This is a genomic window from Streptomyces sp. NPDC058464 (assembly GCF_042721035.1).
Classification (GTDB): Bacteria; Actinomycetota; Actinomycetes; order Streptomycetales; family Streptomycetaceae; genus Streptomyces.
On the sequence record NZ_JBHXMA010000001.1, the window covers coordinates 426,098 to 447,690 of the forward strand.

Annotated in this window: 14 protein-coding genes; 10 read left to right on the forward strand and 4 right to left on the reverse strand. The window is 74.2% G+C overall.

The window, feature by feature from the left end; translation table 11 throughout:
• Nucleotides 1-109: 109 nt before the first annotated feature.
• On the forward strand, nucleotides 110-1,024 hold the full coding sequence (locus ACFWPQ_RS02320; RefSeq protein WP_384029074.1) for an N-acetylglucosamine kinase: 915 nt from the start codon (nucleotides 110-112) through the stop codon (nucleotides 1,022-1,024).
• A gap of 142 nt (nucleotides 1,025-1,166) precedes the next feature.
• The gene (locus ACFWPQ_RS02325) at nucleotides 1,167-2,090 is read left to right on the forward strand and encodes a sirohydrochlorin chelatase (RefSeq protein ID WP_384029076.1); all 924 of its coding nucleotides are present in this window, start codon (nucleotides 1,167-1,169) and stop codon (nucleotides 2,088-2,090) included.
• A gap of 172 nt (nucleotides 2,091-2,262) precedes the next feature.
• Here ACFWPQ_RS02325 and ACFWPQ_RS02330 read toward each other — a convergent pair whose 3' ends face one another.
• Nucleotides 2,263-3,294: a lactonase family protein gene (locus ACFWPQ_RS02330; RefSeq protein ID WP_384029078.1), complete on the reverse strand. Its 1,032-nt coding sequence runs from the start codon at nucleotides 3,292-3,294 to the stop codon at nucleotides 2,263-2,265.
• 141 nt (nucleotides 3,295-3,435) lie between these two features.
• The gene (locus ACFWPQ_RS02335; RefSeq protein WP_384029080.1) at nucleotides 3,436-4,923 is read right to left on the reverse strand and encodes an FUSC family protein; all 1,488 of its coding nucleotides are present in this window, start codon (nucleotides 4,921-4,923) and stop codon (nucleotides 3,436-3,438) included.
• A 214-nt stretch (nucleotides 4,924-5,137) separates the two neighbouring features.
• Here ACFWPQ_RS02335 and ACFWPQ_RS02340 point away from each other — a divergent pair, with 214 nt between their 5' ends.
• From ACFWPQ_RS02340 to ACFWPQ_RS02355, 4 genes are all read left to right on the forward strand, one after another.
• Nucleotides 5,138-5,614: an Lrp/AsnC family transcriptional regulator gene (locus ACFWPQ_RS02340; RefSeq protein WP_384029082.1), complete on the forward strand. Its 477-nt coding sequence runs from the start codon at nucleotides 5,138-5,140 to the stop codon at nucleotides 5,612-5,614.
• 103 nt (nucleotides 5,615-5,717) lie between these two features.
• Complete coding sequence (locus tag ACFWPQ_RS02345) at nucleotides 5,718-6,413, forward strand: HAD family hydrolase (RefSeq protein WP_384029084.1); 696 nt, start codon at nucleotides 5,718-5,720, stop codon at nucleotides 6,411-6,413.
• Nucleotides 6,414-7,368: 955 nt separating this feature from the next.
• On the forward strand, nucleotides 7,369-10,182 hold the full coding sequence (locus tag ACFWPQ_RS02350) for a beta-L-arabinofuranosidase domain-containing protein (RefSeq protein ID WP_384029086.1): 2,814 nt from the start codon (nucleotides 7,369-7,371) through the stop codon (nucleotides 10,180-10,182).
• Nucleotides 10,183-10,280: 98 nt separating this feature from the next.
• Nucleotides 10,281-11,783, forward strand: a complete 1,503-nt coding sequence (locus ACFWPQ_RS02355) for an MFS transporter (RefSeq protein WP_384029088.1) — start codon at nucleotides 10,281-10,283, stop codon at nucleotides 11,781-11,783.
• On the opposite strand, the gene ACFWPQ_RS02360 is transcribed toward ACFWPQ_RS02355, so the two are convergent.
• A complete protein-coding gene (locus tag ACFWPQ_RS02360; RefSeq protein WP_384029090.1) occupies nucleotides 11,780-12,811 on the reverse strand; it encodes a methyltransferase in 1,032 nt (343 codons plus the stop codon). The genes ACFWPQ_RS02355 and ACFWPQ_RS02360 overlap by 4 nt on opposite strands.
• 166 nt (nucleotides 12,812-12,977) lie before the next feature.
• The gene (locus ACFWPQ_RS02365; RefSeq protein ID WP_384029092.1) at nucleotides 12,978-13,769 is read right to left on the reverse strand and encodes a LysR family substrate-binding domain-containing protein; all 792 of its coding nucleotides are present in this window, start codon (nucleotides 13,767-13,769) and stop codon (nucleotides 12,978-12,980) included.
• Nucleotides 13,770-13,852: 83 nt separating this feature from the next.
• Between ACFWPQ_RS02365 and ACFWPQ_RS02370 the strand changes: the two genes are divergently transcribed.
• From ACFWPQ_RS02370 to ACFWPQ_RS02385, 4 genes are all read left to right on the forward strand, one after another.
• Nucleotides 13,853-14,245, forward strand: coding sequence for a DUF5997 family protein (locus tag ACFWPQ_RS02370; protein ID WP_384029094.1), 393 nt, complete (start codon nucleotides 13,853-13,855; stop codon nucleotides 14,243-14,245).
• A gap of 302 nt (nucleotides 14,246-14,547) precedes the next feature.
• Nucleotides 14,548-15,402: a DUF4132 domain-containing protein gene (locus tag ACFWPQ_RS02375; protein WP_384029096.1), complete on the forward strand. Its 855-nt coding sequence runs from the start codon at nucleotides 14,548-14,550 to the stop codon at nucleotides 15,400-15,402.
• A complete protein-coding gene (locus tag ACFWPQ_RS02380) occupies nucleotides 15,399-20,342 on the forward strand; it encodes a hypothetical protein (RefSeq protein ID WP_384029098.1) in 4,944 nt (1,647 codons plus the stop codon). Before ACFWPQ_RS02375 ends, ACFWPQ_RS02380 begins: the two co-directional genes overlap by 4 nt.
• A 70-nt stretch (nucleotides 20,343-20,412) precedes the next feature.
• Complete coding sequence (locus tag ACFWPQ_RS02385; RefSeq protein ID WP_384029100.1) at nucleotides 20,413-21,591, forward strand: AAA family ATPase; 1,179 nt, start codon at nucleotides 20,413-20,415, stop codon at nucleotides 21,589-21,591.
• Nucleotides 21,592-21,593 lie beyond the last annotated feature (2 nt).

Sequence of the window (21,593 nt, forward strand, 5' to 3'; positions counted from 1 at the left end):
GGGCGGCGAATCCCGGGACACGGAATTCGCCGCCGGGTGCGGCGCGGGGCCCGGCGCGGGATACCTCGCCGTCGATTCCGGGGGCTCCGGGTTACGGGCGGTCGTCGGCGTGCCAGGACGTGAGCCGTCGGCGCCCCTCGTCTCCCGGGAACCGGTGCGGACGGGGGCCCGGGGCATCGACCCCGGGCATCTGCTGGAGCAACTCCTGCCCATGGCACGAGCGTTGGCCGACTCCTACGGGCTGGAGCGGGTGACGACGGCCGTCGTCGGCGCCGCCGGGCTGGCCAGTCTCGGCGACGCGCTGCGGGCCGAGCTGCCGGGTGCGCTGACCCGCGAGCTCGGTGTGCGCACGGTCGTACTGGCCGCCGACGCCGTGACCGCGTACGTCGGCGCCCTGGGGCCGCGCCCGGGCGCGGTGGTCGCCGCCGGGACCGGGCTGATCGCGATCGGCACCGATCTCACCGGATGGCGGCGCGCGGACGGCTGGGGGCACCTGCTGGGCGACTGCGGCAGTGGCGCCTGGATCGGCCGGGCCGGCCTGGAGGCGGCGCTGCGCGCCTTCGACGGGCGGGACGGCGGCTCGGCGGCGCTGCGGGCCCGCGCCGAGGAGCGGTTCGGGGCGCTGCCCGGGCTGCCCGGGCAGCTCTATCCGCGCGCCGACCGGCCCGCCGTACTGGCCTCCTTCGCCCCGCACGTCGCGGAGTGCGCCGGTGCGGGCGACCCGGTCGCGGCGGCGATCCTGCGTGCCGCCGCCCAACACATGGCCGAGTCGGCCGCCGCCGTCTGCGCCACGGCCGGTGAGCCCCGGGTCGCCCTCACCGGCGGCCTGGTCGAGCTGGGGGACCCGCTTCTCGTACCGCTGGCCGAGGAGTTGGCGCGGTCGCTGCCGCGGGCGCGGCAGGTGCCGGCGGCGGGCGGTCCGCTGCACGGAGCGGTACGCGTGGCGAGTGACCTGGTCAGCCAGCGGCTCACTCTGCCGGGTGATGAAATGTTGTTCTCCGTGGTGCGCACAAAAAGGGATTGATCCCACCGGGACACGAAGTGTCCGACAGGTGAAGGGATCACCTCCGAATCATGCGTAACTCATCAGACAAAACCGGACGGATACCGCTCACCTGCACCCTCCCCGAACAAGGGAGCCCAGATAGCCAGTAACATGCGGCGCCATGAGCTCCCCCACTGGGCCCGCCGGCCTGCCAGTACGAATGCCGCGCCCCCGCCAGCCCGGACGGCACCGCCGCCCCGAGCCGCTGGTGGCTCCCGAGGACGCGCCCGCGCTCGTCCTCGCGGTGCCGGGTGCGCCCAGCGCGGCCACACGCAGCCTCGCCGAAGAGGTCGTGAGCATCGCCCGTTCCGAGCTGCCCGGCCTGGACGCCCGCATCGGGTACCTTGACGGGGACGACGCGGAGTTCCCCACCCTCCAGTCCGTGCTCGCCCGTGCCGCCGAGGAGCGCACCGCCCGCTACGAGCAGGCCGTCGCCACCGGTGTCGAGGGCGTCAAGGCCCCCGACGGCCCGGTCGCGGTCGTCGTACCGCTGCTGGCGGGTCCGGACAGCGCGCTGCTGCGCCAGGTCCGCCAGGCGGTCATGGAGAGCCGGGTCGCCGCCGACCTGACCGACGTCCTCGGCCCGCACCCGCTGCTCGCCGAGGCGCTGCACGTGCGGCTCTCCGAGGCGGGTCTGGCCCGGGCCGACCGGGCCAGGCTGTTCACCGTGGCGACGGCCGCGGACGGCATCATCCTCGCGTCCGTGGGCGGCGACGAGGCCGTGCAGGCCGCCGGGATCACCGGCATGCTGCTCGCCGCGCGCCTGGCCGTGCCGGTGATGGCCGCCGCGCTGGACGAGGAGGGTTCGATCGCCTCCGTCGCGGAGCAACTGCGGGGTTCGGGCTCGCAGCAGCTGGCGCTGGCGCCGTACCTGATAGGGCCGGAGATCGACGCGGGGCTGGTGGCCGCGGCGGCGGCGGAGGCCGGTTGCGCCACCGCCGACCCGCTGGGGCCGTACCCGGCGATCGGGAAGCTGGCGCTGGCCAAGTACACGACGGCGCTCGGGATCGCTCCGCAGCAGCCGCAGGGTGCGCCCGTGCGGTGACGCGCTTCGCGCGTCGGCCGACATGAGTCAAGGGCCCGTTTCCTCGAGGGGAGCGGGTCCCTTTGTGTCGGGGAGACTGTGGTCCGTGTCCGGCTGCCGGCCGGTGGGGGCTGATCGCGCCCACGCGGCGGAGCCGCACATGAATACAGCCCCGCGCCCCTGACGGGGCGCTTCAGCCGAAGACGATGCAGGACGGGGCCGGGATCTCCACCGTGCCGTCGTAGCGGGGCAGGCCCGTCCGCGGGTCGATCGTGAACCAGGTGATGTTGCCCGAGCGTTCGTTGGCGGCGTAGAGGAAGCCTTCCGACTCGGTGATCGCCCGGGGCCAGTGGCCGCCGCACGGGACCGTCGCCGTCAGGTGCAGTTGGTCCCCGTCGACCGTGAACGTGGTCAGGACGTCCTCGCCCCGGGTCGCCGTCCAGACGAAGCGGCCGTCGGGTGAGACGGCGATGCCGGACGGGTAGGCGTCGCCGGCCGGGGCGTCGGGCAGGACCGGGGTCTCGGTCAGCGGCTTGAGGGTGCCGGTGCCGGCGTCCCAGCGGCAGACGGTCACGGTCGGGGTGAGTTCGTTGACGACGTAGGCGTACCGGCCACCGGGGTGGAAGGCCAGGTGCCGGGGGCCGGAGCCGGGGCGCAGGGCGAACTCCCGATGGAGGGCGGGGACGCCGTCGTCCAGGGTGCAGACGCGGACCGAGTCGGTGCCCAGGTCGACGCTGACCGCCCAGCGGCCGCTGGGGTCGGCTTGCACCTGGTGGGCGTGCGGGCCGCGCTGGCGCCGCTCGTGCGGGCCCGAGCCGGTGTGCCGGAGCTGCCCGGAGGGGGCGGGGGCGAGGGTGCCGTCGGGGCGGACGGGCACGGCGGTGACGCTGCCGGAGCCGTAGTTGGCGGTCAGGACATGACCGTCGAAGACGCTCAGGTGGGTGGGGCCGCTGGCGTCGACCGGGACCGGGGGTCCGGCGAGCCGCGGCTTGTCGTCGTGGACGTGGTACGCGGCCACCGCGCCGTCGGCGGTCTCGCTGACCGCGTACAGGGTGCGCCCGCCGGGTGCGAGGGCGAGGTACGAGGGGTCGGGAACGCCGTCGACGCCCTCCAGGAGGGCCAGGGCTCCGCTGTCCGGACGGACCGCCGCCGTGACGACCCCGGGGCCGCCCGCGGCCGTGAACGACCCGATGAACGCCCTCCGCCGCCTGCCGCCGTCTGCCACCGCTGTCCCCTCTCGCCACGAACCCTACGAGCCGCCACGACCCGGTACGGATCCGTACGAGGGAGTACGAGCCGTTCGAGCCGGTCCGGGGCCGACGGTAGCAGCTTGCGGTCTAGACCAAGACGTGCGGGGCGGCGCGTCTCAGGCGCCGACCAGGCGCGAGCCCGAGGGGGTGTGCAGCGGCTCGGCGAGTTCGGAGAGGGCGCGCTCCAGGCCGTGCAGGTGGGCGAGGGCGGGTTCGGCGGGCGGCTCGGCGGGGGCGGTGATGTGCTCCGAGCCCCTGGTGAGCGCCTCGACGGCCGCCTCGACACGCCAGCAGGCGGCGGCCAGCCGGGCGTCGTGCGAGGCCTCCGGGTCGGCGGCGACCGCGACCAGGCCGCGGATCTCCCGGGCGCAGTCGTCCAGCAGGACGAGGACGCGGCGGGCGCGGCGCTTGCGGCCGTGCATCGGGGTGAGCGGGTGCACGAGCGGGGCGACCGAGAGCCGTACCCGGCCGAGAAGCTGTTCCAGTTCGGCCACCCGGGGTGCCGGGTCGGCGGTGGCGGAGCCGGCGAGCCGGGCGGCGGCCTCGGCCGTGCAGGCGTGCACGCAGCCCAGGGCGCGCCGGATCCAGGCGTCGGTGGTGAGGTGGGTGGTGACCGGCAGCACGAACAGCACGGCGAGCACGGCACCGAGGGCGCCCACCGCGGTCTCGGCCAGCCGCAGCGCCAGCAGGCCGGGGGTGAGGACGCCGAGGAGGCCGTAGAGCAGCTCGGCCAGGAAGGTCACCCAGAGCATCATCCAGGTGTAGGAGACGGCGGCCGTGTAGAAGATGCCGAAGACGGCGACCGCGACCAGGGCGGCGGTGGGCACGGGGGCGCCGTGCACGGGGGCGGCGACCAGCAGGCCCAGCGCGATGCCGATGAGGGTGCCGAGGACCCGGCGGAAGCCCCGTACCAGGGTCTCGCCGCGCGAGGCGGTGTTGACGAAGATCCACCAGGTGGCGCCGACCGCCCAGTACCAGCGCTGGCCGGACACCAGCTGGCCGACGACGAGCGCGAAGCCCGCGCCCGCGGTCGCCTGGACGGCCTGCCGGGTGGTCACCCGGGCCAGGCCGGTGCCGGCCGGCGGGGCGGGAACCGGTGGCGGGGGCAGGCGGCGCTCGTAGCACCAGAGGCCGAAGCGGACGGCCGCGGCGCTGAGTACGGAGAGCAGGACGGCGGCGTACAGCTCGGGCAGCTGACCGGGGGCGGCGTGCAGGAACTGGGCGACGAAGAAGGTCATGAAGGCGAAGACGCCCAGGCTGTGGCCGCGCGGACCCCAGCGGCGCGCGTAGACGCCCGCGCCGACCACGGCGAGGAAGACCAGGTCGCGGGCGACCGGGACGTCGTGGAGTTCGGCGGCGGCCGCAAGCACCGGCAGGCCCACGGCGGGCAGCAGTGCGGTGGTGACGGCCTGTCCGCGCACCGTGGCGTCCGCGACGGTGAACAGCGCGAGCAGCGCGGCGAGGCCGCCGGTGACGGCGCCGGTGAGGGAGTGCCCGGCCAGTCCGCAGACCACCACGGCGAGACCGATGCCCAGCACGGCCCGGGCGGCGAAGCGCAGCCGCACCCGCCCCGGGTCCGGCGCCACGAACACCCTCTTCAGCACTGCTTCCCCTCCCGCGGACGGCACAGAAATGGCGCCGCGGGGTTCCGCAGCGCCATCGACACACCCATGAGAGCACTGACGGGGCGACTGGCTCAAGTGACGCCGAAATCGCTGGACCATTGGCCCGGTTACCGCGGGAGTCGTCCGGCGGCGTGCATGCCAATGGCGCAGGTCGACGCGGACCGCCGGTGAGCCATTGGTACAGTCGTAGGTGATGACCGTGGACGAGTTGGACACCCGCATCCTGCGGCTGCTGCTGGAGCAGCCGCGCACCAGTGTGCGCGAGTACGCCCGGATCCTCGGGGTCGCCCGGGGCACGCTGCAGGCCCGGCTGGACCGGCTGGAGCGGGACGGTGTGATCACCGGGACCGGCCCGTCCCTCTCCCCCGCCGCGCTCGGCCACCCGGTGCTGGCCTTCGTGCACATCGAGGTCACCCAGGGGCATCTGGACGACGTCGGGGACGCGCTGGCCGCCGTACCGGAGATCGTGGAGGCGTTCTCGATCACGGGTGGCGGGGACCTGCTGACCCGGGTGGTGGCGCGGGACAACGCGCATCTGGAGGACGTGATCCAGAAGCTGATCAGCCTGCCGGGCGTGGTGCGCACCCGCACCGAGGTGGCGCTGCGCGAACGCGTTCCGCACCGCCTGCTGCCGCTGGTGGAGTCCGTCGGCCGGGCCGCCAGCGCCTAGGGCCTGTCGTCTGGATCATGCCGGCGTCGCGGGGCGGCCGACAAGACACCGCGAGTCAGGCCGGCCTGATCCAGACGACAGGCCCTAGCGGCATCCTGGTCCCATGAGCGATCTCGGTAACCTCTCGGTCGTCTTCGACCTCGACGGAACACTCGTGGACAGCGAGCCGAACTACTACGAGGCGACGCGGCAGATGCTGGCCGGGCACGGCGTCACGGACTTCACCTGGGCGGAGCACGAGAGGTTCGTCGGCATCAGCACGCTGGAGACGGTGACCCTGCTGCGCGACCGCCACGGACTGCGGCCCCCGGTGGACGAGTTGCTCGCGGAGACGAACCGGCACTATCTGGAGCTGGCCCGGACCCGCACGCGCGTGTACCCGGAGATGCGGAAGTTCGTGGAGCTGCTGGCGGCCGACGGCGTCCCGACGGCGGTGGCCTCCGGCTCCTCCCCCGAGGCGATCGAGGCGGTCCTGGCCGGCACGGGACTGGGCACCTGGCTGCGCACGACCGTCTCGGCCGACGAGGTGCCGCACGGCAAGCCCGCCCCCGACGTGTTCCTGGAGGCGGCCCGGCGTCTCGGGGCCGCCCCGGCCGACTGCGTGGTCCTGGAGGACGCGGCCCCGGGCGCGGCGGCGGCGCACGCCGCCGGGATGCGCTGCATCGCGATCCCGTACGTCGCCGCGCAGGCCGACGCTCCCGAGTTCGCCACGGCCGACGTGCTGCTGCGCGGCGGACGGGCCGAGTTCACGGCCCGCTCGGCCTACGACTTGCTGGTTCGGCAGGCTCGGTCCGCCTGACGGTCCGACCGGTCAACTGGTCGCCCTTTCAAGGGAATGTGCGAGCTGCAACGCTTTGCGGAGTTGTGCAATCGACGGGGAGATCGAGGAGGCGCGCGAAGTCGCGGGGCGGAGTGCCGATGCCTCAGGCGACCGGCAGTCCGAGGCCCCCGGCATCGGCGTCGCGCCCGGCGCGCACGCCATCGAGGCCGTCGCGCCGGAACAGCCCCGTACGCCCATGCCTACGACGCGGCCCCCACGGTGACCGTCGTGCCGGGCACCAGGGCGACCGAGGACCCCGTCGGGCACGGCAACGGCGAGTCGGCGAACATCTTCGCCGTGGCGCCCGGCGCACACCGACCTCGTCCGCGCCATGGATGGCTTCCTGCGCGCCAAGTCGGACGGGCCTCAGGTCATGACCAACTCGTGGGGCGGGGACGGCCCGTTCCCCCCGGACGGACCGCCGAGTGAGATCGACATCATGGCGGCCGTGGAGATCCAGGACGCCGTCGACAGAGGCATCGTCGTCGTCTCGACAGGCAACGGCCATTTCTCCATCGAGCCGCAGGTGGCCGGCGTCTCGCCGCCGGCGGTGCGTTCGCGGGGCTTCAGGGTGCTCTGCGGGGCTCGGACTACGCGAGCGGGTACATCAGCCCCTGGTTCCGGGATGTCGTCGTGCCCACCGTGTGCGGCCTGGTCGGCATGCCGCCCCGGGCCCAGTACCTGATGCTGCCGGAGCCGGACCGGTCGATGTCAGTGCGGCGTTGGACTTCGTTCTCGCCAGGTTCGCCTGGCGCCGCCCACATGCGTCGTTCGATGTCCAACTTCACCCAAGCACAGGGAAGTTCGGGCCGGAACCGACCGCTCCAGAACCGTTGACCCCCACTCTGCTCCTCCCTATCGTCTGGTCGACACCCTGTACGGCATTCGATATCCCGAACGCCCGTACAGCAGCCGGCTTCACGGAGGAGCACCCATGGCACCGCCCCTCTCCAGACGGACTCTCCTGCAGGCGGCGGCAGTTGCCGCAGCGGCACCGGCGGTCTCGTACGCCGCCACCGGGCGGCCGGCCGCGGCCGCCGCGGCGGCGGCTCCCGCGGCGTGGAGCGCAGTCCCGTTCGCACTCGACGAAGTGGCGCTGCGGCCGGGCGTGTTCGCCGACAAGCGGGAGTTGATGCTCGACCACGCGCGCGGCTACGACGTCGACCGGCTGCTGCAGGTGTTCCGGGCCAACGCGGGGCTGGACACCGGCGGTGCGGTCGCGCCCGGTGGCTGGGAGGGGCTGGACGGGGAGGCCAACGGGAATCTGCGCGGGCACTACACCGGGCACTTCCTGACCATGCTGGCGCATGCGTACGCGAGCACCGGCGAGGAGGTGTTCGGAGCGAGGATCCGCACCATGGTGGGGGCGTTGGACGAGGTGCATGCGGCCCTGCGGGACGAGCCGTCGGTACTGAGTGTGCCCGGGGTGTTCGGCGGGCGGGCCGCCGAGAACGAGCGGGGGTCGTACCGGTACGTCGAGTTGCCGGCCGGTGTGCTCGGGGGCAGCTCCGCCGTCACCCTGGCCGCCTGGGTGAAACCCGGTCATGAGGACTCCTGGGCCCGGGTGTTCGACTTCGGGAACGACACCACCCGCTATCTGTACCTCGCCACGCGTAACGCGATCGGGGTGCCCCGGTTCGCGATCACCGCTCACGGGGCGGGCGCCGAGCAGGGGCTCGACGGCACGGCCGCGTTGCCCCTGGACCGGTGGAGCCATCTCGCGGTGACGATCGCGGACGGCACCGGCACGCTCTACGTCGACGGCACGGCCGTGGCCCGGAACACGGCCATGTCCCTCACCCCGGCCGCCCTCGGCACCCTCACCGACCACTGGCTCGGCCGCTCCCACTACACCGCCGACCCCGTCTTCGCGGGCGCTTTCGGCGGCTTCGACGTGTGGTCGCGGGCGTTGAGCGCCGACGAGATAGCCGGGTTGCAGAGCACTCCGGCGAGCGGTGACCTGGTGTCGTACGCCTTCGGCGAGACGTCGGGGCCGGAGGTCGCGGACGGTTCGGGGCGCGGCCTCGACGCCGTTCTGCGCCGCACCTGGGGCGGGCCCAGTCACCCCGGGTTCCTGGCGGCCTACCCGGAGACGCAGTTCGTCCTGCTGGAGTCGATGACCGGCAGCGACTACACCAAGGTCTGGGCGCCGTACTACACCGCGCACAAGATCCTCCGGGGTCTGCTGGACGCCTACCACGCCACCGGCGACGAGCGGGCGCTGGACCTCGCGTCCGGCATGGGCGACTGGATGTACTCGCGGCTGTCCGTGCTGCCTGCCGCCACCCTCCAGCGGATGTGGGGCATCTTCTCCAGCGGCGAGTTCGGCGGGATCGTCGAGGCCGTCTGCGACCTGCACGAACTCACCGGCAGGGCCGAACACCTCGCGCTGGCCCGGCTGTTCGACCTCGACAGCCTCATCGACGCCTGCGCGGCGGACACCGACACGCTCGACGGACTGCACGCCAACCAGCACATCCCGATCTTCACCGGCCTGGTCCGGCTGTACGACGCGACCGGCGAGGAGCGCTACCTCACGGCCGCGAAGAACTTCTGGGGCATGGTCGTACCGCACCGCATGTACGGCATCGGCGGCACCAGTACGGGCGAGTTCTGGAAGGCGCGGGGCGTGATCGCCGGGACCATCGGTGCGACCACCGCCGAGACCTGCTGCGCGTACAACATGCTGAAGCTGAGCCGGGCGCTGTTCTTCCACGAGCAGGATCCGGCGTACATGGACTACTACGAGCGGGCGTTGTACAACCAGGTGCTCGGGTCCAAGCAGGACCGGGCCGACGCGGAGAAGCCGCTGGTCACGTACTTCATCGGGCTGACGCCCGGTCATGTGCGGGACTACACGCCCAAGCAGGGCACGACCTGCTGCGAGGGCACGGGCATGGAGTCCGCCACCAAGTACCAGGACTCGGTGTACTTCGCGGCGGCCGACGGCAGCGCCCTGTACGTCAACCTCTACAGTCCGTCCACGCTGTCCTGGGCCGAGAAGGGCGTCACGGTCGACCAGCGCACCGGGTATCCCCGGGAGCAGGGCAGCACGCTCACCGTCGGCGGGCGGGGGCCGGCCCGTTTCGCGCTGCTGTTGCGGGTGCCGGTCTGGGCGACGGCCGGGTTCCGGGTGACGGTGAACGGGCGGGCGGTGCCCGGCACTCCGCGGCCGGGCAGCTACGTCGCGGTCTCGCGGACCTGGCGGCCCGGGGACACCGTGCGGGTGTCGATCCCGTTCCGGCTGCGGGCCGAGAAGGCTCTCGACGATCCTTCGGTGCAGGCCCTGTTCTACGGGCCGGTCGGTCTGGTCGGGCGCAGCACCGCCACGGAGTACCTGGAGTTGGGGCTGTACCGGAACGCCGGTCTCTCCGGTGATCTGCTGCCGTCCCTGACCCCGGTGGCGGACAGCCCGCTCCATTTCACCCTGGCCGGGCCGGACGGAACGGCCGCAACGGAGTTCGCCCCCTTCTACGAGGGGACCGAGGATCCGACGCACGCCTACTTCCGCCGTGCGGAGCCGACGGTGGTGTTCGGCGGCCTCGACTCCGGGGTCGCCAACCCGGTCGGGTCCGACGGCGGCTCGCTGCTGGACGAGGTCTGGGCCGCGGCGCCGTTCCACGACAAGGGGTCGCTGGTGGCGCGGGTCCGGTCGGTGGTGGACGGATGGGTCGCGGACGGGCTGCTGACGGAGGCGGACGGCGACCGGGTGCTGGCCACGGCCCGGCAGGCGTCGTACGCGCCCTGACACGGACGCGTGGACCCCCTCACCCGGAAGGAGCAGTTCGGCCATCCGTTCGCTCCGCCGGTCGTGCGATGCCCGGGATGACTGCATAGCGTGGCCGCATGACCACGACCTGGGCAAAGCCGCAGCGGCCGGCCACCGAAGACCGGCGGTGGAAGGCGCTCGGGGTCTGTCTCGCGGCGGGCTTCATCTCGCTGCTCGACACCTCGATCGTCAACGTGGCGCTGCCCTCGATGGAGCGCGGACTGGGAGCCACGGAGGCCGCCCAGTCCTGGGTGGTCTCCGGGTACGCCCTCACCTTCGGGCTCGCGCTCGTCCCTGCGGGCCGGCTCGGCGACATGCGCGGGCGGCGCCAGGCCTTCCTCGTCGGGCTCGCCGTGTTCACGGTGGCCTCGACGGCCTGCGGGCTCGCGGCGACCCCCGACCGCCTGGTGGTGTTCCGGCTGATCCAGGGTGCGGCGGCGGGCATGGTCGCGCCGCAGACCTCGGGACTGATCCAGCAGATGTTCCAGGGCGCCGAACGCGCCAAGGCCTTCGGGCTGCTCGGCAGCGTCATCGGCGTCTCGACGGCGGTCGGCCCGCTGGCCGGCGGTGTGATCATCGACGCCGTCGGCACCGACGACGGCTGGCGCTGGGTGTTCTTCGTCAACCTGCCCATCGGGATCGCCGCGTTCGCCGCGGGCCTGCGGCTGCTGCCCCGGTACCCCGCGTCGGCGGACCGGCGGGAGCGGTTCGACCCGCTCGGGGTGCTGCTCCTCGGCTCCGGTGTGCTCGCGCTGATGCTGCCGCTGGTGCAGGAGCAGCAGTGGACCGGACAGCGGAAGTGGGCGCTGATTCCGGTGGGCGCGGTGCTGCTGGGCCTGTTCTGGGCGTGGGAGCGGCGGCAGGGCCGGCTCGGACGGGCGCCGCTGATCGATCTGAGCCTGTTCTCGCAGCGGTCCTTCACGCTCGGCGCGCTGATCAGCCTGTCCTACTTCGCCGGCTTCACCACGGTCTTCTTCGTCCTCGCCCTGTTCCTGCAGAACGCGGCCGGATACAGCGCGCTGGCCGCCGGAGTCTCGGTACTGCCCTTCGCGATCGCCTCCGCGGTCGGCGCCGCCCTGGGCGGCCGGCTGGTGGTGCGCCACGGGCGCAAGCTGGTCGTGATCGGCCTCTCCGGGGTGGCGCTGGGGCTGCTCGGGATCATCGCGGTGGTGTGGCTGGTGCCGACGGAGAGCTTCGGGTGGGCCGCGGCGGTACCGATGGTCGTCGGAGGCATCGGCTCCGGCATCACGGTCTCCCCGAACACCACGCTCACCCTCACCCGCGTCCCGGTGAAGCGTGCCGGTGCGGCCGGCGGGGTGCTGCAGACCGGTCAGCGGGTCGGCTCGGCGGCCGGGATCGCGGTCGTGGGCTCGGTGTACTTCGCCCACCTCGCGCACCACCGCCCGGCCACCGAGGCGCTCCAGCTGGGACTGCTCACATCCGTCGGGTTCATCCTGGTGGCGCTGGGCCTGGCGGTGGCGGATCTCGGAGAGCGGGCCAAGGCGCCGGAGGCGCGGGAGGCACAGGGGATGCCGGAGGCACCGCCGGAGCGGCCGCAGGCCGAGAGCCTGGCGCCCTAAGCCGCCACCGCCTCCACCACCGAGAGCACCGTCGGCGTCGGCACGACCCTGGACAGTTTCAGACCGGCGGACTCGAACAGCGTGGCGAACTCCGCCTCGGTGCGTTCCCGGCCCACCAGGCACGCCATCAGCAGCAGGTCGAGCGCCTTGGCCTGGTGAGGTGCGTTGCCCGACGGGACCACCGCGTCGACGACCAGGATCCGCCCGCCCGGCGCCAGCGCGGCGCGGCAGCGCTCCAGGAGGGTCACGCACTGTTCGTCCTCCCAGTCGTGCAGGATCCGCTTGAGCACGAGGACGTCGCCCTCCGGTACGACGGTGAAGAAGTCGCCGGACTCGGTGGCCCAGCGTCCGGCGGTCCCGGGCGTGTCCAGCCGGTGTCCGGCCAGCACGTGCGGCTGGTCGTACAGGACGCCGTGCAGACCGGGGTGGCGGTCGAGGACCGCCAGCAGCAGGCCGCCGTGGCCGCCGCCGACGTCGACGACCGTCCCGGTGGGCGGCAGGTCGCAGGCGGCGACGATGGGCTCGTTCTCGGCGTCGGACATCGCGGCCATCCCGCAGTGGAAGACGTCGGCGGTGTCCTCGTCCTGCGCGAAGTAGTCGAAGAACGGCAGCCCGAAGAGGTGCTCGAACGCGGAGGTCCCCTCGCTCACGCAGCGGCTCAGGTCGGCGGTGGGCAGCCACATGCTGCGGTCGGTGTTCATCAGCACGGCCGAGCGGGCCGAGCAGGGTGCGTCGGTGCGGAGCGCGTCACCGGCGGCGGTGAGCCGGAAGCGGCCGCCGGCGTCCTCCTCGAAGACGCCGCGCGTGGCGAGCAGCCGGAGCACCCGGTGGAGGTTCCGCGGGTCGGTGCCGGTGGCCTCGGCCAGTTCGGCCGGGGTGCGGGGGCCGTGGGCCAGATGGTCGGCGACGCCGACGACCGCGGCGGCGCGCAGAGCGGCCGGGAAGAGGTAGCCGAGCGATTCGTTGACGAGGAACGCGGACGAAGCACGGGGGTCGACGGCTTCGTCCGGGGCTGCTTCTGGGCTCACGGGCGCCTCCAGCGGTGGATGTCCGGGATGTCCGGAGGCATCGTGACATTGCACGGGCCCGGGATCGCGGAAGACGATCGGGGCGCGCGGGAGCAGATCGGGAGCGGGCGAGAGGCAGGTGGGGGCGGGTGGGGGCAGTCGACGGCAGGCGGGGGCGGGCCGTGGCCTACGAGCTGCGGCGGGGCTTGCCGCGTTTCGCGGGCTTGGCGGGCTTGGCCGACTTCGCGCCGGTGGCACGGGTGCGACCGCCGCGGGCGGCCGACGTCCCCTTGGCCGCGGCGGCCGGCTTCTTCCCACGCTGGGCCTTCTCCGGCGAGGTCCCTGCCGTCTTCGGGGGCTGCGCGGCCTGGCGGCCACGCGTGCTGTTGACCGTGCGGCCGCGGACGATGCCGATGAAGTCGTCGACCAGGTCCGTGGTGGCCTCCTCGGGCCAGGACAGGGCGACGATCGACTCGGGGCCGTCGGTGAGCGGCCGGTAGGTGAGGTCCCGACGGTGGTACAGGCGGGCCAGGGACTGCGGGACGACCAGGAGGCCCACACCGGCGGCGACCAGCTCCACCGCGTCCTCGGTGGTCGCGGGGCGCTCGAAGGCGGGCTCGCCGGGCGGGGCGTCCCAGTCGAAGACGTCGTCGAGGGGGTGGAAGAGGACCTCTTCGCCGAGGTCGGCCACGGTGACCTCCTCGGCCGCCGTGATCAGGTGGTCCTTGGGTACGACGACCACCGTGGTCTCGGTGTAGAGGGGGATCGCGCTGAAGAACGTACGGTCCACCGGGAGCCGTACCAGACCGGCGTCCGCGTCCCCCGCGCGCAGCAGGTCGGACGCCGCGGCGGCGGGGACCTGGCGGAGGGTGAGGGGGATGTCGGGCCGGCGCTCGTTCCAGATCCGAACCCATTTGGCGGGCGTCACGCCGGGGACGTACGCGAGCCGGAACGACGGTGTTTCCTCCGAGCCTGTCACCAGCCCAGGTTAACGGGCTCCGGCCGACCGTCCCGCATCGGTGGTGGTCGGGGCTTCCGCACCCGGCCGATACCCTTGACCTCATGAGTTCGCACCAGACCGCCCAGACGATGAAGCCCGCGACCGCGGCGAAGAAGTTGGGCGTGTACCTGCCCGCCACGCCCGCCGCCTTCCAGGAGGGTGTCGTCTCGCGCGCCGACCTGACCGAGCTCCAGGCGAATCCGCCCGAGTGGCTGCGCGAGCTGCAGGCCAACGGGCCGCACCCGCGGCCGGTGGTCGCGGCCAAGCTGGGCGTGTCCATCGCGGGGCTGGCGCGCGGCGGGGTGACGGAGCCGCTCACCACCGAGCAGATCGAGGAGCTCAAGCGCGAGCAGCCCGAGTGGCTGGAGAAGGAGCGCGCCACGCAGGCCGAGGTCCGCAAGGAGACCGCGCGGCTGAAGAACCTCAAGCGGGAGAAGGAGTCGGGTCAGGGCTGAGCCCCCTCGCCCGCGCGGCTTTCCCACGGCCCCGGTCCAGGCACCTCGCCTGCGCCCGGGGCCGTTGCCGTACCGGTCGCACCCCTGCGCCGGCCCTCGCCCCGCTCCCCCTCCTCCCCCTCCTCCCCCTCCCCCTCCCCTGCCCCTGCCCCTGCCTCTGCCCCTGCCCCTGCCCCTGCCCCTGCCCCTGCCACCCTCGCCGAGCTGCGGTTTCCCCATCCGGACTCAGGGCTCGGGAGGCGTTGTCAGTGGGCTCCCCTACAGTCGCCATCACTTGATCACTGCGGTGCGGGGAGGCACGCATGGGGTGGGTGACGGCCGGGGACTACGAGGTGGCCCTGGACGACGGGAAGGTGGTCTGCCGCAACGCGGCCGGGCGGCGGCTGAAGTCCGTGCCCGCGAAGCTGGCGGACGATCCGGCCGTGTTGGGCCTGCGGCAGCTCGCCGAGTGGCTGGAGCGGCACGAACGGCAGTGCCTGGCCGACGTGGAGCGCTGGATGACCCGCTCGCTGCCGGTGCCGCTCGCCGTCCTGGCGCAGGTCTGGCCGGACCCCGCCTGGCAGGCGGCGCTGCGCGACCTGGTGGTGACCGGCGCGGACGGCGAGGTCGCCGGGTTCCTGCGGGACGCCGACGCCGGGCGCGGGCTCGGGCTGGTCGACCTCGACGGCGACACCGTGCGCATCGCCCCCGAACTGGTCCGGCTGCCGCACCCGGTGCTCCTCGAAGACCTGGAGGAGCTGCGGGAGTTCGCCGTCGAACTCGGCGTCGAGCAGAAGGCGCAGCAGCTCTTCCGGGAGGTCTGGCACCGCCCGGCCGCGCTGGACGCGGAGGGCACCCAGATCGAGGAGTACGCGGGCGGGGTCTTCAAGGAGCTGCGGTTCCTGCACGGCAGGGCCACGCAGCTGGGGTACCGCGTGCGCGGCGGATACGCGGTGTGCTCCGTACTGGAGGAGGGCCGCGGGGCCGAGGCCCGGGTCTGGATCGGCGACTACGACAGCTACTTCGAGACCGAGACCGGCCCGCTGGCGTGGACCGATCCGGCGGGCCGGACGCTGAGGCTGGGTCAGGTCGGCCCGGTCGCCTGGTCGGAGGGGATGCGGATGGCGGCGGCGCTGTACGCGGGGCGGGACATCGAGGACGAGGAGCGGGCGGCATGACCACGTACGACGACACCACGGCCGCGCTGCTCGACGCCGGGGCGATCCTGCCCCCGGGCACGACCGCGCGGGAGGACGCCGACGTCCTGACCGCACGCACGTACACGCACCCCGCCCTGGACGGGCGGACGGTGGTCCGCCTGGTGCCGGGCACCCTCGGCGAGGCCGAGGACCTGGCGCTGGAATTCCTCGGCCTGGCCCGGGAGCCGGAGGCGCCCGAGGTCGGCCAGGTACGCAGGGAAACCTTGGGCTTCCCGGCCTGGGCGCTGGTGCACGACCCGGCCAACGGCCATCACGCGCTCGCCCTGGTCAAGGACGTCGAGCGGCTGGCCCGGCAGGCCAAGTCCAAGCCGGGCAACGCCAAGGAAGGCTTCGAGGCGCTCGGCGAACGGCTCGGCCGCGCGGTCCCGCACTTCCTGCCGACCTTCTACGAGCAGGCGGCGCGGGTCTTCCTGCAGCACGAGAACACGACCTACGCCGCCGCCTTCTTCGGCAAGGCCCGCGAGGCCGAGCGGGTGCACGCCCTGGCCGTGGACGAGGAGCGGCAGCGAGCGGTGTTCCTGGAGTTCGCGTTCGCCGGGGCGCTCACCGTCAAGGCGCTGAAGGAGTACGTGCGGGATCTCGCGCGGCGGCTCGAACCGGCCACCGCCTGGGCGCAGTTCCGGCAGCTGACGGTCGAGCGCTGTGCGGCCGGCATGCCGCCGTACGCCTCGCTGCCGCAGGACGCGCGCGGGCTGATCAAGGCGGCGGGGCTCGACCGGGTCACGGAGGAGTGCGCCCTGGTCGCCGACCTGCTCGCGTCCCCGGCCGCCGTGCGGGCGCCCGCCTCCTTCTGGAACGCCTACCGGAGCGTGCTGGCGGTCCTCGCCGAGCGGCGGCCCGGGATCCGGGTACGGCTGCTGGAGATCATGCCGGCCGGCCTCGGCCGGGAGGTGGCGGACGACGAGTTCTGGCTGGCGCTGCTGGCCGAGTGCGGGGCGGATCTGCTGCTCACCGAGGACGGCGAGGTCGACGCGGCGGACTGGCTCAGCCGTTGGGCCCAGCACCGCAAGCACGGGGCCGCGTACTCGCACCGCTCCCCCGCGACGCTGGCGCTGGTCGGGCGGATGGCGTCCCGGCTGCGGGCGGGCGACCGGCCCGTCGACCTCTTCACCGGGCGCTGGCAGGCGGGGGCCGACCTCGATCTGCTGGACCTGTGTGTGGCGGAGGGCATCGCGCTGGCGGTACCCGACACGGACGCGCATGTGCACCTGCCGCTGGCCGTCTGGCTGCGCGACAAGCGGCCCGGGGAGCGGGACCTGAAGGCCGTCGCCGCCGAATCCCGTTACCGGACGCTGCTGTTCGAGGCCGTCGAGGGGCTCGGGCGGGGGCAGGGACCGGCGGAACTGCCCAAGGTGGCCGCGCATCCGGTGCTCGGCGACGTGCTGCGCGAGTGGCTTCAGGAGGCGACCGCGGAGTTCGCCGCGTCCGCCGGCCTGCCGGGCGCCGACACGAGGCTGGAGCGGCTGCGCCCCTTCCGGGCGGTGGTGCAGGAGAGCCCGCAGGCCGTGCGCCGGCTCACGGAGTACGACATCGTCCCGGTCCTCGGCCGTACGCTGCGCGCCGGGATCCTGGACGAACTGGGCTGGCCCGCGCTGGAGGAGGCGCTGGAGACGCTCGACGCCGAGGTGCGCAGGAACCAGGACAACGCGCTGTCGGTGACCGAGGCGTGGCCCGCGCTGATCCTGGCGCGCGGCCACAAGGCGGTCGTCGTCGGCCCCGAGGGGATCCTGCTCACGCACGACCTGCGGCTGCCCACGGACCTGGACCGCTGGCAGCGCCCCCGGTTCCGGTACGCCGACGGCGAGTTGCTGGTGATGTGGCGGGACGGCTCGAAACAGTACGGCTACTGGTCGAACCGCCCGTCCGAGGTGGTCCCGTTCGGTGGTGAGCAGATTCCCAGCTGGTGGTCCGGCATGGACGCGGCCAACGCGTCGATCCCGCTGCCCGGTGGCGGCCGGGCCACCGGCGGCCGCACCCTGCACGCCGGGGACACGGTCCTGCCGCCGAGCCGCCCGGTCCTGGGCGACGGCACCACGTACTGGCGTCAGGGCAGGCAGGGACGGCAGTCGCTGTGGCTGGAGTACGACCCGGCGACCGGCGAGCACGGGCGTGCCTCGCTGCCCGCGCTGCTGGCGTCGGCCGTCCGCGAGGACGCCTCGCTGCTGCACGGTTCCTGCGAGGTGCTGCCGCTGCAACCCGGCCTGGAGCACAGCCCGTTCGGCACCGACGGCACGGTCCTCGGGCGGTGGGTGCGCACGGAGGGCGAGGGCACGGAGGCGCGGACGACCGCCGGTACGCCGGACGGGCGGACGGCGACCCTGCGGGCGGCCCGCAACGGCCGGGTGCCGGGGGTGCCGCTGGGCGCGCTGCGGCTGCCGGGCGGGGCCGCGCCGGTCGCCGCACAGCAGTACCAGAGCGTCGCCCTGCACGCGGACGACGGCACCGAGCTCGGGCGGGTGTCCTTCGGCGAGTCCGGCGGGGCGTACGCGGCCGGTACCCGGCTGGTGCCGCCGGTCGCGTTCTGGCACGCGCTGCGCCCCCGCGACGAGCGCGGGTCGGCCGTCCTGCGCGCCCTGACCGACGCGTCGGCCGGTGAGCTGATGCGGGCGGCGGCCACGGCGCTGGACGAACGGCAGCAGGCGCTGGCCCGGGCCGGGAAGGACGACAGGGCCAGGGCCGCCGTACCGACCGCCGACGAGGTCACCGTGGCCGCGGTGGCGCGGGCGCTGCCCGAACTGACCGACCGGCGGCTGCTGGCCGGTGTCGCCGCCCTCGTCCGCGCGGCACTGCGGTTCGCCGAGGTCGCCGCGACCCTGTCCAGGCCCGCGAAGGAGCGGTCGCGGCAGCCCCGGCAGCGGACCGAGGGGATGTTCGCCGACTACGCGCCGGAGCACGGCGGGGACCGGACGCTGTACGACGCCGCGGCCGGAGTCGTGACCCTGCAGAACGCGTGGCACGGCGGGTGGGCCGCGCTGCGCCAGATCCGCGCGGTGAACCACGTGCTGTCGGGCGGGCCGGCCGACGGCAAGCCGCTGCCGGAACGCGAGCGACTCGCCGCCGTCGGCACCGGCTGGCTGAGCGACGAGCACACCGTCCCCGGCATCGGCGCGGAGTGGACCCCGGTCCTGGGTGCCCTGCGCCCGCTCGCCTACCGCGCCGCCTCGCCGGCCCTGACCGACGCCCAGCGCGAGCCGCTGCTCCTGCTGTTCGAGGCGCTGACCGAGGGGCCGCTCCCGGGGCTGGGGGCCACGCTGCGCGTGGTCGTGCTGAGCGAGCCGCACGACAAGCAGCAGCGGGTGGGGCAGGTGCTGCGCCGGGACGGCCGGACGGTGGTGGTGCTCGGCTGCCAGAGCGTCGACGACCGGCTGGACACGGTCGAGTGGCTGGCGCTGGACCACGACCCGTCCGAGGCGTTCGGTGCCGTAGGGCACTTCACGCTGGTCCGGGAGAACCGGTACGACGCCGGGATCCCGGCGGACCGGCTGGCCGAACTGACCCGGCAGATCCGGCAGAAGGGCGCCGCGCCCTGGCGGCCCGAGGCCCCCGAGGCGCTGGTGACCGCGACGGACGGCGCGCTCGGCCCCCTGCAGGCCGCCGTGCTGCTGGCCGGCCATCCGCACGCCCCCACGGCCGAGGGACTCACCACCGTCGGCCTCAAGCCCCGTCAACGGAGCTTCGGCGCACAGCTGTTGAACTCGCTGGGCCAGGACGAGCAGCGGGCGCTCCTCGGCGCGCTCCTGCCCGACGACCCGGCCGGTCTGTGGACGGCCGGCCCCGACACGGCGGCCGCGGGCCGGCTGTGGGCGGAGCGCCTCGGCACCCTGGTACGCCTGCCGGAGGAGCTCAGCACCGATCTCGCCGGCATGGGCGTCGGTCAGGCCGAGGCCGTGCTCAACCCCGCCCGCACGCCCTGGCTCGCCCGCACCACCGTGTTCCGGACCGGCGAGGACGGCGACTTCGCACCCGCCGACCCGGCGGCGGTGCCCGGTCCGTACGTGCTGGCCGGGGCCGTGGAGAGCCTGGCCGCGCTGGCGTACGTGCTGCCGTACGGGCATCCGCTGCGGGCCGGGCTGACGGACGGGCTCGACGCGCTGCGCCGCCGGCTGGCCGACCCCGAGCTGCTGGTCGACCTGAACCTGGACTGGACGGAGAGGGGCGACCCGTCCTGCGGGCAGCTGCGCAAGGTCTTCGGCCTGCCGGAGACCGGCGGCGCCGACGCGAACGGGCTGACGAGGGCCGGTGATGCCCTGGTGCTGCGCCCCTGGTACTCGGACACGGAGCATGTGCTGCTCCGGCCGGGAGCCCTGAGCGGAGCCGACGACCCCGTCTTCGGGCTCCTGGAGGGCCTGCTCGGCGAGGGGCGTGCGCCCCGGCTGCGGGCCGTCCGGACGCTGCTCGGCGACGACCTCGCCCGTGCCCTCGCGGCCGAGGGGCCCGCCGGCTACGCCCAGGACCCCACGGTCGGCGTGCCCGCGCTGGTCGCGGAGGTCGCCGAGGCGCACGGACTCGGTGCGGACGCGGCGGCGCTCTACCTCCAGTTGCTGGCGCTGCCCGATCCGACCGACCGCAACTGCGCGCGCTGGACCGGCTGGAAGCCCGCCCGGATGAAGAAGGCGCGTACCGAGCTGGCGGCGACCGACCTGGTCGTCGAGGCGAAACGGCCGCGCGCCGGCCGCACCCTCTTCCTGCCCGGCGGCTGGCGTGACCTCAAGGCTCCGGCCCTGCCGGTGGAGACCTGGAAGGAAGCCCTCTACCCGGTCTCGGGCGGCAAGCGGACCCTCCCGCTGGTCCCGGTGCCGGAGCTGTTCGCCCGCGCCTGGGAGCGGGTACGCGCGGGGGACGCCCCCGGGTACGAGCAGCTGACCACGCGAGCCACCCGCGGCGGCCGCCGCCGATGACCACGATCCACGCCACCCCGCGCAGCACCACCGGCACCGCCACCCGTACCGCAGCTGAGGACGACCACCGATGACCGCCACCACCGCCCCTGCCACCACCGCCCCTGTCCGCCAGATCGTCCCGCCCGAGGACCGGTACGCCATCGAACTGGCCTTCCTCGCCGCGTACGACGCCGGTCCGCGCCCGCCCGCCTGGCGGCTCACGCCCCGGGCCGTCGTCACCTTCGTCATGGGCAGCGGCGGCCAGGCGCTGCGGCTGCCCGACGACGCCGAGGCACCGCAGGGGGTGCCGCGACGGCTCGTCGTGGAAGGCAAGTTCGTCGGCGACCGGGCCCTCGTCGAGCGGTGCGTGGTGACCCTCGCCGGGGAGCGCGGACTGCTGCTGGTCGGCGAGCCCGGCACCGCCAAGTCGATGCTGTCCGAGCTGCTGTCCGCCGCGGTGTGCGGCACCAGCGGCCTGGTCGTGCAGGGCACGGCGGGCACCACGGAGGACCAGCTCAAGTACGGCTGGAACTACGCCCTGTTGCTCGCCCAGGGCCCGAGCCGCCAGGCACTCGTGCCCTCCCCGGTCCTCACCGCGATGTCCCGGGGTGCCGTGGCACGCGTGGAGGAGGTCACCCGCTGCCTCCCCGAGGTACAGGACGCCCTGGTCTCACTGCTGTCCGAGCGGCGCATCGCCGTGCCCGAACTGGCGGGCACGGACGACGCGCTGGCGCATGCGGCACCCGGCTTCACCCTCATCGCCACGGCCAACCTGCGGGACAAGGGCGTCTCGGAGATGTCCGCGGCGCTCAAGCGGCGCTTCAACTTCGAGACCGTGGGCCCGATCCCGGACCTCGACGCCGAGACGGCGCTGGTGCGCGGCCAGGCCCGGGCGTCGGTGGAGCGGGCCGGGGCGCCCTTCCAGGTCGACGACACGGTCCTGGAGGCCCTGGTCACCGCCTTCCGCGACCTGCGCGAGGGACGGTCGGCGGAGGGCTGGGAGGTGGAACGCCCGTCCACGGTGATGAGTACGGCGGAGGCGGTGTCGGTGGCGGGCGCGCTGGCCCTGGCGGCGGCCTACTTCCCCGGGGACCGCGACGTCCTCGGCCTGCTCCCGGGCCATCTGCTGGGCGTCGTGCGCAAGGACGACCCCGCCGACGCGGCCCGGCTGCGCGGCTACTGGGACGGTCCGGTACGGCGGCGCGCCGAACAGGGCTCGGCGACCTGGCGCACGCTGTGGGACCTGCGCACGGTCCTGGAGGCGTGACC